The organism is Pseudomonas brassicacearum (assembly GCF_003732225.1).
Lineage (GTDB): Bacteria > Pseudomonadota > Gammaproteobacteria > Pseudomonadales > Pseudomonadaceae > Aquipseudomonas > Aquipseudomonas brassicacearum_E.
Window position 1 is genome coordinate 251,796 of sequence record NZ_MOBJ01000034.1, and the last position, 15,089, is coordinate 266,884.

The 15,089-nt window shown below is 57.6% G+C and carries 11 protein-coding genes; 9 read left to right on the forward strand and 2 right to left on the reverse strand.

Annotated features, from left to right (window positions below; genetic code table 11):
* Window positions 1–145: 145 nt before the first annotated feature.
* The 5 genes from BK659_RS25700 to BK659_RS25720 all read left to right on the forward strand — a co-directional run bounded on the left by BK659_RS25700 (window position 146) and on the right by BK659_RS25720 (window position 8,044).
* Entirely contained in the window at window positions 146–5,404 is a 5,259-nt protein-coding gene (locus BK659_RS25700) for a dermonecrotic toxin domain-containing protein (RefSeq protein WP_123428288.1), read from the forward strand.
* 136 nt (window positions 5,405–5,540) lie between these two features.
* Window positions 5,541–5,849: a BufA1 family periplasmic bufferin-type metallophore gene (locus BK659_RS25705; RefSeq protein ID WP_123428290.1), complete on the forward strand. Its 309-nt coding sequence runs from the start codon at window positions 5,541–5,543 to the stop codon at window positions 5,847–5,849.
* Window positions 5,850–5,871: 22 nt separating this feature from the next.
* On the forward strand, window positions 5,872–6,765 hold the full coding sequence (gene bufB / locus BK659_RS25710) for an MNIO family bufferin maturase (protein ID WP_185015471.1): 894 nt from the start codon (window positions 5,872–5,874) through the stop codon (window positions 6,763–6,765).
* Window positions 6,762–7,535 carry an HvfC/BufC N-terminal domain-containing protein gene (locus BK659_RS25715; RefSeq protein ID WP_123428292.1) on the forward strand — a complete coding sequence of 258 codons (774 nt, stop codon included), beginning with the start codon at window positions 6,762–6,764 and terminating at the stop codon, window positions 7,533–7,535. The genes bufB and BK659_RS25715 overlap by 4 nt, the downstream gene beginning before the upstream one ends.
* Complete coding sequence (locus BK659_RS25720) at window positions 7,532–8,044, forward strand: DoxX family protein (protein ID WP_123428294.1); 513 nt, start codon at window positions 7,532–7,534, stop codon at window positions 8,042–8,044. The genes BK659_RS25715 and BK659_RS25720 overlap by 4 nt, the downstream gene beginning before the upstream one ends.
* A 139-nt stretch (window positions 8,045–8,183) precedes the next feature.
* Here the strand turns inward: BK659_RS25720 and BK659_RS25725 are convergent, their stop codons facing one another.
* A complete protein-coding gene (locus BK659_RS25725) occupies window positions 8,184–9,092 on the reverse strand; it encodes a LysR family transcriptional regulator (RefSeq protein ID WP_123428296.1) in 909 nt (302 codons plus the stop codon).
* Between the two features lie 104 nt (window positions 9,093–9,196).
* On the opposite strand from BK659_RS25725, the gene BK659_RS25730 reads away from it, so the two are divergent.
* From BK659_RS25730 to BK659_RS25740, 3 genes are all read left to right on the forward strand, one after another.
* Complete coding sequence (locus tag BK659_RS25730) at window positions 9,197–9,796, forward strand: short chain dehydrogenase (protein WP_123428298.1); 600 nt, start codon at window positions 9,197–9,199, stop codon at window positions 9,794–9,796.
* A 161-nt stretch (window positions 9,797–9,957) separates the two neighbouring features.
* Window positions 9,958–10,632, forward strand: a complete 675-nt coding sequence (locus tag BK659_RS25735) for a COG3650 family protein (RefSeq protein WP_123428299.1) — start codon at window positions 9,958–9,960, stop codon at window positions 10,630–10,632.
* A gap of 111 nt (window positions 10,633–10,743) precedes the next feature.
* A complete protein-coding gene (locus BK659_RS25740) occupies window positions 10,744–12,357 on the forward strand; it encodes an NAD(P)/FAD-dependent oxidoreductase (RefSeq protein WP_123428301.1) in 1,614 nt (537 codons plus the stop codon).
* Between the two features lie 123 nt (window positions 12,358–12,480).
* Here the strand turns inward: BK659_RS25740 and BK659_RS25750 are convergent, their stop codons facing one another.
* A complete protein-coding gene (locus BK659_RS25750; RefSeq protein ID WP_123428303.1) occupies window positions 12,481–13,575 on the reverse strand; it encodes a PLP-dependent cysteine synthase family protein in 1,095 nt (364 codons plus the stop codon).
* Between the two features lie 283 nt (window positions 13,576–13,858).
* Here BK659_RS25750 and nhaA point away from each other — a divergent pair, with 283 nt between their 5' ends.
* Window positions 13,859–15,046, forward strand: coding sequence for a Na+/H+ antiporter NhaA (gene nhaA / locus BK659_RS25755; protein WP_123428305.1), 1,188 nt, complete (start codon window positions 13,859–13,861; stop codon window positions 15,044–15,046).
* Window positions 15,047–15,089 lie beyond the last annotated feature (43 nt).

The window sequence follows — 15,089 nt, forward strand, 5'->3', positions numbered from 1 at the left end:
CCGACTTGTTCGGGGCGTTTGCTTTTGGGCTGACAGCTTCTTGATTCAGAGCAATATCTATTTACCGCCCGCACCTGCCCACCTCTCTTTAGTGTCGTCTGCTCTGCCGCCAACAACAGCGGCGACACCCCTTGAGGTCACAGTCATGAGCACTTCCTTACCGTATTTCCTCCCCGAAACCCTGATTCTCAGAGAACAACTGACAGAGCGCCAACTGGCACGCAACTTCACGCTTTCGGATCTCGACTGGCTGGATGCGGTGTACCTCGCCAACCATACGGCCCGCACCACCCTTGATGCACCGATGACCGTTGAATCTATTGTTCTAAAGCCCAAAGGCCAGGCCGCCATAGAACTTGCCGGCGCTTTTATCATGAGCCCCGCTCCAGGCGCAGGTGCCTTTCTCTACACACCGTCCCGTGGTCTGGAAAAATTCGATAGCCAACAATTATTAAAATTCGAGCTGAGCAAGTGGTTGAAAATCCCGGCACAGGCGACCGGGTTACTGCGTTACCTTTCCATCGCCCAGCGCAACCAGTTCAATCCTGCCGACGAATTTACGCTTGATGCGCGGGTAATCGATGGCGCCGTGTTCGAAGAGCAACAGCGCATCATCACCCAGAACCAACTCCAGAACGCCCAAGGCCTGCTGAACGAACTCGTCGAGCTCCCCTCTTGTACGTCGATGATCGAGCAGTACCTGAACGTCAAGCTAGCCGAAAGCTTCCCCGGTGTGGATCAGCGAGAAACCCGGGTAAACAGCTTTGTCACAGAGAGAATTTCTGATGCATCAAGCGCCAGCGTATCGAGCGTTCGACGAGTGTCCACGCAATCGTTGAGCGAGACAGTTCTTGCCTACTACATCAGCAATGCCTGGCCGGTTGGGCAAACCAGAGAGTTCACCAACCCTAAAAGAACACTGGAACCTGACACTACCAGCAGAAAAGTTAACGACAACCTGCTCTGGGAGAGGTCCATACCCGGGCTTGCCGCTGGACTGACAGAGCATTTGAAAGGCCAGCTCAATGCCTTTTGGCAACACAAGGTCACAACAGGCCAATCGCGACAAGACTTCTTTGCACAAGCCATACGTGACAAGTACGCGGCGAGCCTGCTCGATCAACGACAACAAATCAATATCTCTGCACAGCAATACCAAACACTGATGACGTTGCTGATAAACGACGCCACGACAAGCGGACCGTCATCCACCCCGCCGCGGGTTGAAAAGATTCGTCTCACTGAACTGGGCAAACAGTCCACAGACCTCTGTAACACCCTTATCATCAGCAACCCGGACGAACCGCAATCCGATACGTTTCTGTACACCCAGGCTCAAGGTCTACGGGTTTTCCCGAACCATGCCGAGGTGAAAGCCGATCTGCTGGACACGCTCAAAACGATAAGCAAACGAGACGACCTACTGAACTCTGTAGCGCGAAACGAGCGCACAATCCTGCTGGGCTTCAGCTCGCCAAGCATAGAAACCACTCCCCTCAGCGGCCTGGTCTTTCGCGACATGCAGCAGGACATCGCCAAAAAACAGCTACTGAACCTGGACTATGTCCTGGGTCTCTATCGCCGCGGCAAGGGCGCAATCGATATCGATGCCTTGTTCGATAATGTGCTCGACGTTCGAGCCATGATTGACAACCAATTGTTGGCGCTCAACTCACACGATCGCTGGAGTACATGCCTGGCGCCATCCTGGAGAGAGTCGTCCGCCGCAGAGAACACCTCCAAGCCTGCGACATCCGTTCTTGAGTCAGCCAGGCAATCCTTACAGCAACTCGAAATCCTGCATACCGACATCGTAAAAAGAATGTCCAGCCAACCCACAATCCAACGTTCAGCCACGGCCATGCTGAACAGCGGACTGGCAACGCTAAACCTCGGGCATCTTTTGGCATCAAATATTTATGTAAACCGCTATAGCAGTCCACCAGACGAGTCGGAGGCCCGCCCGCCAGGATCATCACTCGGCCTGGTCGAGCACTTCCTCGCACGCTTCAGCGAGCGAACCAACCCTATCGATGACTCGCCGAATGTCGGCTTTTTTGCAGCGCCTTCTGCCGGCCTTTCGTTAAAGTTTCCAGGTCTGAACGTGCAGACTGTCAACACTCTGGTCGACGATGCACTGACAGACTTTCCCGAACATCTGCGTCAGGTCCAGAATGCGTTCCCTAACATGAAACCCGCCCTCGTGACAGCGATGCTGGCCGGGCTGCGCACGGAGCTCCAACTCAGGGCATTGAATCAGACGATCCGAGCCGCTGACCAGGCCGTTGTCGAGACTGTGCTCAATAGCCTTGAACATCATACCCGGCATAGTTTGAACGGTTTTTTGCCAGGGGCTTTCTTCCTGACGCTGAAAGCCGCCGGAACGAACACACTGGCCAGTCTGGCCAACTGCTTCCTTCTGACAGAACGCGGTGGCCTGGATCCTGAGCATTCCGGCCGTGCCATACTTTGGACGCCTGCGCAGGGATTTGAAGCCTTCAGTTCCTTGAGCCATATCAAAACCGAACTCAATCGACGCTTGCGCAGTCCAGACGAACGTCCTGCCCTCCTGGAGAACCTCAAACGATCCGAGCGCTCATATCATCAAGATTATTCCCTCAACTCACTGGAGCCCATCGTCGGCAACTTGCTTGAGCATCGACAGCAGTCCTATGCAGAATTACGGAAGGCGGAACTTGAGCAAGTGCTTGGCTCAAAACTGTCGAGCAGCCAGTTTCAAAACCTTTGGCAAATCCGGATGACGCAAAGTATCCCTCCCACCAATCTACAGCGAGCCATGGAGATAGCCCAGGCGCTGATCACTCAGCACTCATTACCCGGCTGGTTTGGCATGGCGCCTGTGCAAGACCAACAATTGCAGATCGAATTGCTGGAGCAGTACCGAAACAACGTGGAAGCGGACAAGGACTACTTGCACGGTATCCGCTCCCTGACTGACTTTGCACAGGAGAAGCTCTCAACACTGTTACGGACCACCTATAACCCGAGCATTCACGCGCCTGACGACATCAAGATCACGCTAACACCTGCCAATACCTCTACCCCGCTACAGTTGTCCCTGGCTGAATATGCACTGTCTCATCACGACGACATGGAAGGGACAAACCTTAAAGTTGAATCCAGAACAGCACTGGCGCTCCCGCCAGAGATGCTCGCAGAAACGCTGACACGGCAGGTTAAACGGCTGAACATCGGGGCTGAGTACCTTAAGCACCTACAAACCTTATTAGCCCCTAACAGCCAAGGTCTGACAGAACGTCAGCAGCGATTCGCCAGGCAACTCCCCTGGCAGCTCATGCAGCACGCCCATACCGAAATGCTGCAAAAACGCCTTACGGGAGGTGCGTTCAGCTTTATCCAACAAATCATGGACATGCCCGACGCAATCGCTCGCGCGGCCGTCAACAATGCGAAGGCCATTATTCGGCCACTCGAACTGGTTGCCTCCAGCGGCGCTACGGCGGTCAAAGCCCTCGGGCTGTACTTGATTGGTCCGCAGCCTGGCACCCAGGGACCGCAGGTCCTGTATGCCCCCTACAGCCAAAGCCATCACCTCAAGGAGTACAAAGACGAGGCCGCTTTGCTGGCGGAACTGACCGCCCCCGGAGCATTGCAGCAGTGGGTGCTTCGCAGCCTCCCGGACGCTGCGCGAGCAACGTTTGCTCCCTTGTTCGCTTCCCCAGCCGGCACGACGCCATCAATCAGCCTTGCGTCCAATCCCGTTAAAGGTCATCTGTTCAAGCAACTGTTCAGCGAAAACATCGAGGTGCTGTTCAAGCTGCTTGGATGCCAATCCGCCGCAAAAGCCCATGAGGCCTGGAACGCTGTAAAACATGCATTCACATCGGGGGTGAACAGCGCCTTGCAATTCATCCCCGGAAAGCTGGCCTATCCATTGGTAGTCTGGAACAGTTTCAAGCTGTTCAAGAGCTCTGCTGAAGCGCTGCAAGAACATCACTGGCGCAGGGGGATTGGCGACTTCGTAAAGGGCGCCGCGCAAATGGTGATGCTCAGGCAATCAATGCCCGAAACACCTGAAGGTGTTTCAGATACCTCGGCTGCAGTGACACCTCTTCCCTCGCCTTCACCTTCACCGCCCACCGTTGACGCTGAGTCCAGCTGGCCAAACATCGATATAACAGCAGAGCAACGAACCGAACTGCAGTCCCATGAAGTGACTGATATCGCGTTGCAAGACCTGCATGAAGATTCCAGCCTCGCCCTCTATCGTGACCCCATCACACGTCGTCAATATGCGCCGGTAGAAGGCAAAGTCTTTCGTATCGAGAAACACGGTGAGCAGTGGAAAATCACTAATGAACACGAAGCTGGACCCATTGTTTATAAAAACGCCAGACTGCAATGGAGCACCAGGAATCCTCTTATCCTTGGCGCAAGAGTCGTGTCAAGAATCACCAATCGTCTCTATTCAAACCCCGTTGCCCGGCGCGGCTTTAACATACATGCCAGCGGAATGGGAGCCATTCGGCGACTCTACCGGCATAAAGCCTCAATGATTACTGAGGCACTGAATTTAGCGACTCGTTACGCCAAAAACAGCAAGGACAATTTGCGGTTGTTAGTACCGGGCTCCCCACCCAATACCCAAACGCTAAAATTCATCAAGGAGTTTTTTGATCTACGGATCGTAGAGTCCGTGCATATCGAAAAGATCAAGAAAGTTATCGACGATGTACTCTCTGCCCTGATTGCCCCCTCACTCAACTCACCCACCTCAAAGCGATTTGCCATAGGTTATCAGCGGCACTCTTCTCGTCACACAAAAGGGGAGATTATGGCGTTCACACTCATTCCTGATAGTGAACAACTGTTGTACTTGACAAGGTCATTTTTCAAACCGGAACTGGGCTACGAAAACCTGTTGACGGCCCCCTTCAACGTTGACGCACACGCCCGAGCAGTCACACTGATTCATGAGCTCACGCATCAGGTTTGCCAAACTGAAGACATTACCTATTTGAACGCTTGCCATCCCCACCTCGATCTGATCAATGACAGCACACCTTTCGGCAGGCTGGTGAAGGCCGGTTTACAAGAGGATCAGCGTAATGCGCTGTCCCTCAGCACGCCTCGCAATGAGCTCTTTCAGGTCACTAATTTGATTACAGGGCTCAAAACCGATCCCCTGATTGGCAGCGCCTCCCAAATGATATTGAATCGCGTACTGGGTATAACCGAGGGGCAAACCCTGGACGATGCCCGCAGAATATTTCGAACCGATCCGCTGAAACGGGTCGAGATCATTCTCGGCAATGCTGATTCCGTCGCCTTGCTGATCAGCAAAATGGGGCGACGGCTTGAATCGATACCTAGCCCGACCGGTAGCCTGGAAGAGGCTCTAGGCGGAATATCGACTCCCTAGACTTCCCGCAGCGCCTCCAGCAAAAATCGCAAAAAAAATGTTTGGGAAGGGCTGTAACGAACCCGAATGCCCCATCTCTACTAGGGTAAGCAAGCGCATACGCTTTCTTGACCACGCCCACAACTGGAGAAACATCATGACTGCTACCACTCGCACCCTGTCCGCCGCCGCCCTCGCCCTGGCCATGGGTTCTGCCCTGAGCATCGCGGCTCTTCCAACCACCGCCCATGCCGCAGCCACCGACATGGAAAAATGCTTTGGCGTCGCCATGAAAGGCAAGAACGATTGCGCCGCAGGCGCAGGCACCACCTGTGCCGGCACCTCGAAAGTCGACTACGAGAGCAACCACTTCAAACTGGTGCCTAAAGGCACTTGCGAGAAGACTGCCAGCCCAACCTCACCGACCGGCTTCGGTCAACTGGCCGCCTACAAAGCCAAGTCGTAACCCCACCTCTGCCTGAGTGTTGATGATGACCACTTCATCGCTGCACAACGTACATCCTCACACTCAGGCATTGGCGTCCGAGCTCCCGCCGCGCGCGGGGCTGGGGCTCAAGACCGGGCACTTCGGTGAAGTACTCGGCACCCGCCCGGACATCGGTTTCTTCGAAGTCCACGCCGAAAACTACATGGTGGCCGGCGGCCCGTTTCATCACTACCTAGGATTGATCCGCGAGCAGTATCCGCTGTCGCTGCATGGCGTCGGCCTGTCGATTGGCGCCGAAGGCCCGTTGGATACCGAGCATCTTGCCCGGCTCGCCAAACTGATCGAGCGCTATCAACCCCAGTCCTTTTCCGAACACCTGGCCTGGTCGAGCCACGGCCCGGTGTTTCTCAATGACCTGCTACCGCTGGCCTATGACCAATCGACACTGCAGCGTGTCTGCAAGCATATCGATCAGGTCCAGCACAGTCTGAAACGCCCCATGCTGCTGGAAAACCCGGCGACTTATCTGCAATTCCAGCGCTCCAGCATGGAAGAAGCCAGCTTCATCGCCGAAGTCATTCGCCGTACTGGCTGCGGCTTGCTGCTGGATGTGAACAACGTCTACGTCTCCTGCATCAATCATCAGCGCGATCCGCTGGCCTACCTCGACGCATTGCCGCTGCACGCCGTGGGTGAGATTCATCTGGCCGGATTTGCCGAAGACACCGACAGCCTCGGCGATCGCCTGCTGATCGACGATCACGGCGCAGCCATCGATAACGCTGTGTGGGCGTTGTACGTGCGTGTTCTGGAACGCATTGGCCCGGTGGCCACGCTGATTGAGCGCGACAATCAGATACCTGCATTTTCCGTGCTGCACGCCGAGGCCCGTCAGGCCGATGAGTTGCTGGGTTACACCGGGGTTCGTCGATGAGCACTCAAGCCGATTTCGCCGCCGCCCTGCTTGATCCTCAACGGCCCTGCCCTGACGGATTGTTCAGCGCCAACGGGGCTGATCCGGATAGCCGTTTCGCGGTGTATCGCAATAACGTGCGGAGTTCGTTGATCAACGCTTTGGCCGACAGTTACCCGGTGGTTTCGCAGTTGGTCGGCGATGAGTTCTTCCGGGCCATGGCCCAGCTCCATGTGCGGGATTTCCCACCGACCAGTGCGCTGATCAACGACTACGGCAGCGACTTCGCCAGTTTCATTGAGCACTTTGCACCGGCCGCATCAGTGCCGTATCTCGCGGACGTTGCACGGTTAGAGCGCTTGCGAGTCAGGGCCTATCACGCGGCGGATGCAAGCACCGTCGAACCCGCGCGAATTGCTGCGGCCATGAGCGAGCCCGAAACGCTCGCAACACTACACATTCATTTGCATCCCTCAACGTTCACGCTGAACTCGGCGTATGCCGTGGTTGCGCTATGGGCGGCCCATCAGGCTGACGACCCGCCCCGGAACCTTGAGCCGTATCACCCGCAAAGCGCGCTGGTGCTACGCAACGGTCTTGCGGTCGAGGTCTTTGCCATCGATGTCGGCACCACGACCTTCATCCATAGCCTGCAAAACAACCATCCTCTGGGACAGGCCGTGGCCGACGCCCTGAACGCCGCACCGACGTTTGACCTGAGCCAGTGCCTGGCGCTGCTGATTGGCCACAACGCCATTACCCGCTTACATCACGACAAGGAATCGCCATGAACGCGCGCACCGAACAGCCAAACGCCATCGCCCGCCTGATCGAACGGATCATCGAACTTTTCGAGATGATCCCTCACAGCCTGATTGCCTTCGTTGCACGTTTCTCCATTGCGGCGGTGTTCTGGAAGTCCGGCCAGACCAAGGTCGAGGGCTTTGCCGTGGACCTGATTTCCGGGACCTTCGAGTTGGGGATGCCGCGCCTGGCAGACTCGACCATTCCGTTGTTCCAGAGCGAATACCACGTTCCGCTGCTGTCCCCGGAGCTGGCGGCGCACATGGCGGCCTTTGCCGAGCACTGCTTCCCGATCCTGATCCTCGTCGGCTTCGCCACACGCTTCTCGGCCCTGGCACTGCTGGGCATGACCCTGACCATTCAGACCTTTGTCTACCCTGACGCCTACCCGACTCACGGCACCTGGGCGGCAATTCTGTTGTACTTGATGGCCAGAGGTCCGGGCGTGCTGTCGATCGATCATCTGATCGCCAAACGTTACACCGCCAAACGCTAAGCCCTTGTAGCAGCTGCCGAAGGCTGCGTTCGAGTGCGAAGCGCTCGTACATCAGGCGACACGCTCTATCAGGTAAACGGCATATTCCGGATTTGCGAGGACTTCGTCCTCGGACGCAGCCTCGCCAGCTCGGCAGCTGCTACAGCCGATCCAGCGCTTCGCCGCTGCGCTTGAACCAACCTATCAGGTAGTCGGCCAACACTTGCGTGCGTTTGGGCAAACCGCCCTGATACGGGTGCACCAGATACATCGGCATGCTGCGGGTCTGATAGTCGCGCAGCAGCCAGCGCAAACGACCATCGGCCAGTTCAGCCTGGAGCAAGTAAGAAGGCAGGCGTGCGATTCCCGCATGGACAAGCGCGGCCTTCTTCAAGAGGTTGTAGTGGTTGCTGGCAAACGGCCCCGAGACCCGCACCCGCAACAGCTCATGTTGCTGGTGATAGAGCCACTCTTCCCGGCCGCTGTAATGACTGTTGAGCAGGCAACGATGATTGATCAGGTCCGCAGGTGTCTGCGGCTCACCAAACTGTTCAAGATACGCCGGGCTGGCGCAGGTCATCTCGTGCCAGGCCAACAGCGGCCTGGCCACCAATCGCTCGTCGTTGGCCACTTCTGAACGAATCGCCAGATCGAAACCATCTCGTGACAAGTCGCGGTAGCTGTTATTGAGCTCAAGTTCGATCTGCACCTCGGGATACTCCCGGGAAAACTCCATCAGTAGCCCATCGAAAAAAGTTTCTCCCAACGACACCGGCACCGTCATTCGCACGGGCCCCGCCATATCGTCCTTCAGCCGTGCCAGGGCCTGACGCGCACGCTCAACCTGAATCACCAGCGCCTGAGCTTGCGGCAACAACGCCGCACCAGCCGCCGTCAGGCTCAGGCGTCGGGTGGTGCGCTGCAACAGCACCACGCTGAAGCGTGCTTCCAACAGGCTGATGCGCTTGGACAGCTGCCCCTTGCTACACCCCAATTGCTGCGCTGCCAGCGTGAAACTCCCTGCCTCGATCAACACTGCGAACGCCGCCAGATCATCCATTTCGCTCATGGATTGTTTCCATTTGAAAACCAAAGGTTGCCCATTAGCGCGCTTATCAACGAAAAAAACCACACTAAACTGAAACTTAGTCCAACCCATTAAGGAGCAGCACGATGAAAATTCTACTGATTGGCGCCAGCGGTACTGTGGGCTCAGCCATTGATCGCGAACTGGCACCGCGCCACGAAATCATCCGCATTGGCCGCAAGAGCGGTGACTTTCAGGTGGATATCAGTGACAGCAAGTCAATCCGCAAACTGTTCGAACAGACCGGTAGCTTCGATGCGCTGATCTGCGCCGCCGGCAGCGTCAACTTCGTGCCGCTGGCCACCATGACCGAAAAAGACTTCGAGCTGGGTTTGCGGGACAAACTGATGGGCCAGGTCAACCTGCTGCTGATCGGCCGTGAATTCGCCAATGACGGTGCATCATTCACCTTCACCACCGGCATTCTCAGCCACGACCCGATTCGTACCGGCAGCTCGGCAGCCATGGTCAATGGTGCCCTGGACAGCTTCGTTAAAGCGGCGGCTATTGAATTGCCGCGCGGTCTGCGGATCAATTCGGTGAGCCCGAACGTGCTGGTTGAAGCCATGGGCAGCTACGCGCCGTACTTCCGTGGATTCAAACCGGTTCCGGCCGCCGATGTGGCGCTGGCCTACGCGAAAAGTGTCGAAGGCTTGCAGACCGGCCAGACCTACAACGTCAGCTAAGACCAACACGGTTTGTAGGAGCTGCCGCAGGCTGCGATCTTTAATACCGAAGATCAAAAGATCGCAGCCTGCGGCAGCTCCTACAGAACGCCGGCGCATTGCAGGGTTGTGATGAACGGTCAGGCTGAGTAACGTGGCGGCACTTGTCTGGAGACCCAACGATGCGTGCTGCCCGTTCCCTGATGTTTGTCGCCCTGCTTCCTGTATTCGCCGGTTGCCAGTTGCTGCAGAGCCAGCCTGAGAAACCGTCCACGGCGGGCCAGACCCGCATGCAGGGCGAACTCAGCATGGCCAACGGCAAGCTGATGTTTCAGCCGTGCCAGGAAAACAAGCTGTATGTCGTCAATGACGCCGGCAGCACCAGCATCCTGCAGGAAGCCGCAACACTGGCGGGCGCACAGCACAAGATTTTCGCCGATGTGCGTGGTCGGGTTGCCGCTGGCAAATCCTCTGACACCAGTGCCCAGTTCGACGTACAGCAGTTATACCGTGTCGAACGTTCGGGCACGGCCTGTGAAGACCCCAACTTCCAGCGGCTGATCCTGCGCGCCAGCGGCAGCACGCCTGACTGGAACGTCAAGGTCAACACCAAGGGCATGGTGGTCGAGCGCGCCGGCCAGCCAGCGCTGGCTTTGCCGTTTTTGGAAGAACAACTCGGTGACGGGCGTTTCAGCCTCAGTAGCGAAGCCAATGACCAACACGTTGAACTCTGGATCGCACCACAACGCTGCGTCGACAGCACCCGTGGCAGCGTTCAATTCATGAGCGCCGAACTGCGGGTCAACGGCCAGGTACAACGTGGCTGCGCGTATTTCGGCGGTTCACGTAACGACTGATTCGACAGGATGCTGTTTTAGCCTCACCGGAACGGGCCGTTGAGGCTTATAATCGCCGGTTTGTGAAACGCCTTTGGCGCAGTTGTGCGCCCCCGCGAACCGGATCCCGTCATGTTACGAATCACCGAACTCAAGTTGCCGATCGACCATCCCGAAGAAGACCTGCGGCCTGCCATCGTGCAGCGCCTGGGCATCGCCAGTGATGACCTGCTCGATTTCACCTTGTTCAAGCGCAGCTACGATGCGCGCAAAAAATCTTCCGAACTGTGCTTCATCTACACCATCGACCTCCGCGTGCGCGACGAGGCGAAGTTGCTGCACACGTTCGCCGACGACCGTAACGTCAATGCGGCACCGGATGTCAGCTACAAGGTCGTTGGCCAGGCCCCGACGGATTTGAGCCAACGGCCGATCGTGGTCGGTTTCGGCCCGTGCGGGATTTTCGCCGGGCTGCTGCTGGCGCAGATGGGCTTCAAGCCGATCATTCTCGAGCGCGGCACGGAAGTACGTCAGCGCACCAAAGACACCTGGGGGCTGTGGCGCAAAAGCGTGCTGAATCCTGAGTCCAACGTGCAATTCGGTGAAGGTGGCGCGGGGACATTCTCTGACGGCAAGCTGTACAGCCAGATCAAGGACCCCAGGCACCACGGCCGTAAAGTCCTGCACGAATTCGTCAAAGCCGGCGCGCCGGAAGAGATCCTCTACGTCAGCAAGCCGCACATCGGTACGTTCCGTCTGACCGGCGTCGTCGAAAACATGCGTGAGCAGATTCGTGCGCTGGGCGGTGAAGTACGTTTCCAGCAACGCGTCACCGACGTGCTGATCGAAGACGGTCAACTGACCGGTATCGAGCTCGCCAGCGGCGAACAGATTCACTCGAAACACGTGATCCTCGCCCTCGGCCACAGCGCCCGCGATACCTTCCGCATGCTCCACGGTCGTGGTGTGTTCATGGAAGCCAAGCCGTTTTCGGTGGGTTTCCGTATCGAACACCCGCAATCGCTGATCGACAGCGCGCGTCTGGGCAAATACGCCGGTCACCCGAAACTCGGTGCCGCCGACTACAAACTGGTGCACCACGCCAAGAACGGTCGCTCGGTCTACAGCTTCTGCATGTGCCCGGGCGGCACCGTGGTGGCGGCGACTTCCGAGCCAAACCGTGTGGTCACCAACGGCATGAGCCAGTACTCGCGTAACGAACGTAACGCGAACTCCGGGATTGTTGTGGGCATCACCCCGGAAGTCGACTATCCGGGCGGCCCGCTGGCCGGGATCGAGTTGCAGGAGCGTCTGGAGTCCCACGCCTTTGTGCTGGGCGGCAGCAACTACGAAGCACCGGCGCAACTGGTCGGTGATTTCATCGCAGGCAAGCCGTCGACCGCCTTGGGCAGCGTCGAACCGTCCTACAAACCCGGGGTTGCGCTGGGTGATCTGGCGCTGGCCTTGCCGGCGTTTGCCATCGACGCCATTCGTGAAGCCTTGCCAGCCTTCGAGAAGCAGATCCGCGGCTACTCGCTGCACGACGCGGTGCTGACCGGGATCGAGACCCGCACCTCTTCGCCGCTGCGCATTACCCGTAACGAGTCGATGCAGAGCCTGAACGTCAAAGGCCTGTTCCCGGCGGGTGAAGGCGCCGGTTATGCCGGTGGGATTCTGTCGGCGGGTGTCGACGGGATTCGTATTGCCGAAGCGGTGGCGCGAGACATCCTCGGTATCGAGGCCTGACCGAAACCCTGTGGGAGCGAGCTTGCTCGCGATGACGGATTAACATTCAACAGAGATGTTGACTGATCCGCCGCTATCGCGAGCAAGCTCGCTCCCACAGGAATGTTCAGCGTCTGAGCGATCTCAGATATTGGCGCGCAACACGCTGGCCGGCAGCGGCTCGCCGCGTTCGACACTGGCCGCAACGGCCGCGATCAGACCACTCAACTCATACCCCTGAGCCTTCAGCCAGTCCTGATCGTAATAGGTGGTCGCGTAGCGTTCGCCGCTATCACACAGAATCGCCACGATCGAGCCACTCTCTCCTGCTGCAATCATCTGCTGGGCAGCCATCAGGGCCCCGATCAGATTGGTCCCGCTGGAACCGCCCACGTGCCGGCCCAGACGCTGAGCCAGGTAATGCATGGCCGCCAGCGACAGCGCGTCCGGCACCTTGACCATCGCATCGATGACCTTTGGCAAGAACGATGCCTCGACCCGCGGCCGGCCAATGCCTTCGATCCGCGAACCGCAGTCCAGACGCAAGCTCGCATCACCGGTCTGGTAGTACTCGAAGAACACCGAACGCTCGGCGTCGGCGCACAACACACGAGTGCAATGCTGGCGATAACGCACGTAGCGCCCCAAGGTCGCGGTGGTGCCGCCGGTTCCAGGGCTGGAAATCAGCCAGCTCGGTTCAGGATGACGTTCAAAACGCATTTGCTGAAAAATCGATTCGGCAATGTTGTTGTTGGCTCGCCAGTCAGTGGCGCGTTCGGCATAGGTGAACTGGTCGATGAAATGGCCGTCGTGCTCCCGGGCCAGACGCTCGGACTCGGCGTAGATCTGCGTCGGATCCTGCACCAGATGGCTTTTGCCGCCGTAGAACTCGATTTGCGCAATTTTTTCCCGGGAGGTCGTGGCCGGCATCACGGCAATGAACGGCAAGCCGAGCAAGCGGGCGAAATACGCTTCGGAAATCGCCGTCGAACCGCTGGACGCCTCGATCACCGGCGCCCCCGGCTTGAGCCAGCCGTTACACAGCGCATAGAGAAACAACGAACGCGCCAGTCGATGTTTGAGGCTACCGGTGGGGTGACTGGATTCATCCTTGAAGTACAATTCGATGCCCGGCAATCCCGGCAGTGGCAAAGGGATCAGGTGCGTATCGGCGCTGCGCTGGAAGTCGGCTTCAATGATCCGGATGGCTTCGCGGGCCCACTGACGGTTGTCGCTCATGGTCTTTTTCTCGTTGAATCGATTAGGCGTAAGGAAACCTGGCGGTGACAACAGGCAACGGATTGACCTTGTCGAAAGGCTCAATCAGTAAGCTTAGGAAAAAACCTGCATAACGCACAGGTACAGCTGAGACTCAATACGCCAGCCAACTGCTAGGCTCAGTCCGGGTCCGGCAGTCATCGTTGTAACGACATATAACAAAAAAGAATATAACTTTTGTTTTAACAACTAACCGTACGGGTTAGGGTGGTCCACCTTTTGAATCGATAGATGGAGAGCGACCTTGCCTCTGCGTAGCACTTTCACGCGTTTCTTTCAGTTGGAAGCTGCCAGCGGTCTGTTATTGATTGCCGCCGCAGCTCTTGCCCTGATCATCAACAACTCACCGCTGTCCTGGCTCTACAACGGCCTGCTGGACACTCCCGTGGTCGCCCAGATCGGCGCCCTGAAAATCGCCAAGCCCCTGTTGTTATGGATCAACGACGGTCTGATGGCGATGTTTTTCCTGCTGATCGGCCTCGAGGTCAAACGCGAGATCCTTGAAGGCCATCTGTCCAAACCATCGCAGATCGTCCTGCCGGGTGCGGCGGCCATCGGCGGCATGGTCGTGCCGGCGCTGATCTACTGGTTCCTCAACAAGGACAACCCGCCAGCCCTGAGCGGCTGGGCCATTCCGATGGCTACTGACATCGCTTTTGCATTGGGCGTGCTCGCCTTGCTGGGCAAGCGTGTGCCCGTCTCGCTGAAGCTGTTTTTGATGACCCTGGCAATCATCGATGACCTGGGTGCAATCATCGTCATCGCAATTTTCTACTCGGGCGAACTGTCGACCTTGTCGCTGATGCTGGCCGCCGCCTGCATTGTCGCACTGGTGGCGATGAACCGCCTCGGCGTGGTCAAGCTCGGGCCGTACATGATCATCGGCCTGATCCTCTGGGTCTGCGTGCTCAAGAGCGGTGTCCACGCCACATTGGCTGGTGTAACCCTGGCGTTCTGCATTCCGTTGCGCACCAAAAACGCCGAACCGTCACCGCTGCTAACCCTGGAGCACGCGCTGCATCCTTGGGTAGCCTTTGGCATCCTGCCGCTGTTTGCCTTTGCCAACGCCGGCCTGTCGCTGACCGGTGTGACCGTCGAAAGCTTCACTCACCACGTGCCAATGGGTATCGCCATCGGCCTGCTGCTGGGCAAGACCGTCGGTGTCTTCGGCCTGACCTGGCTGGCCGTCAAAATAGGTATCGCAACCCTCCCCGCTGGCGCCAATTGGGGTCAGATACTCGGTGTGGCGGTTCTCTGCGGTATCGGTTTCACCATGAGCCTGTTTGTCGGTTCCCTGGCCTTTGTGCCGGGCAGCAGCGAATACGCCGGCATGGACCGCATGGGCATCCTCACCGGTTCGATCCTCGCCGCATTGATCGGCTACGCCTTGATGGCTGGGGCCAGTCGCAAGAACGCGGCGCTCGCCTCATAAACAGCAGAGAAAGCGCCTAGGAACATTCAAGACTCGTCCTACA

Excerpts from the sequence above, each read along its gene's own strand:
- BK659_RS25735 (WP_123428299.1), top strand. The coding sequence starts at position 9,958 with ATGCGTGCTGCCCGTTCCCTGATGTTTGTCGCCCTGCTTCCTGTATTC.
- BK659_RS25700 (WP_123428288.1), top strand. The coding sequence starts at position 146 with ATGAGCACTTCCTTACCGTATTTCCTCCCCGAAACCCTGATTCTCAGA.
- BK659_RS25750 (WP_123428303.1), bottom strand. The coding sequence starts at position 13,575 with ATGAGCGACAACCGTCAGTGGGCCCGCGAAGCCATCCGGATCATTGAA.
- BK659_RS25725 (WP_123428296.1), bottom strand. The coding sequence starts at position 9,092 with ATGAGCGAAATGGATGATCTGGCGGCGTTCGCAGTGTTGATCGAGGCA.
- BK659_RS25730 (WP_123428298.1), top strand. The coding sequence starts at position 9,197 with ATGAAAATTCTACTGATTGGCGCCAGCGGTACTGTGGGCTCAGCCATT.
- BK659_RS25715 (WP_123428292.1), top strand. The coding sequence starts at position 6,762 with ATGAGCACTCAAGCCGATTTCGCCGCCGCCCTGCTTGATCCTCAACGG.
- bufB (WP_185015471.1), top strand. The coding sequence starts at position 5,872 with ATGATGACCACTTCATCGCTGCACAACGTACATCCTCACACTCAGGCA.
- BK659_RS25705 (WP_123428290.1), top strand. The coding sequence starts at position 5,541 with ATGACTGCTACCACTCGCACCCTGTCCGCCGCCGCCCTCGCCCTGGCC.
- BK659_RS25740 (WP_123428301.1), top strand. The coding sequence starts at position 10,744 with ATGTTACGAATCACCGAACTCAAGTTGCCGATCGACCATCCCGAAGAA.
- BK659_RS25720 (WP_123428294.1), top strand. The coding sequence starts at position 7,532 with ATGAACGCGCGCACCGAACAGCCAAACGCCATCGCCCGCCTGATCGAA.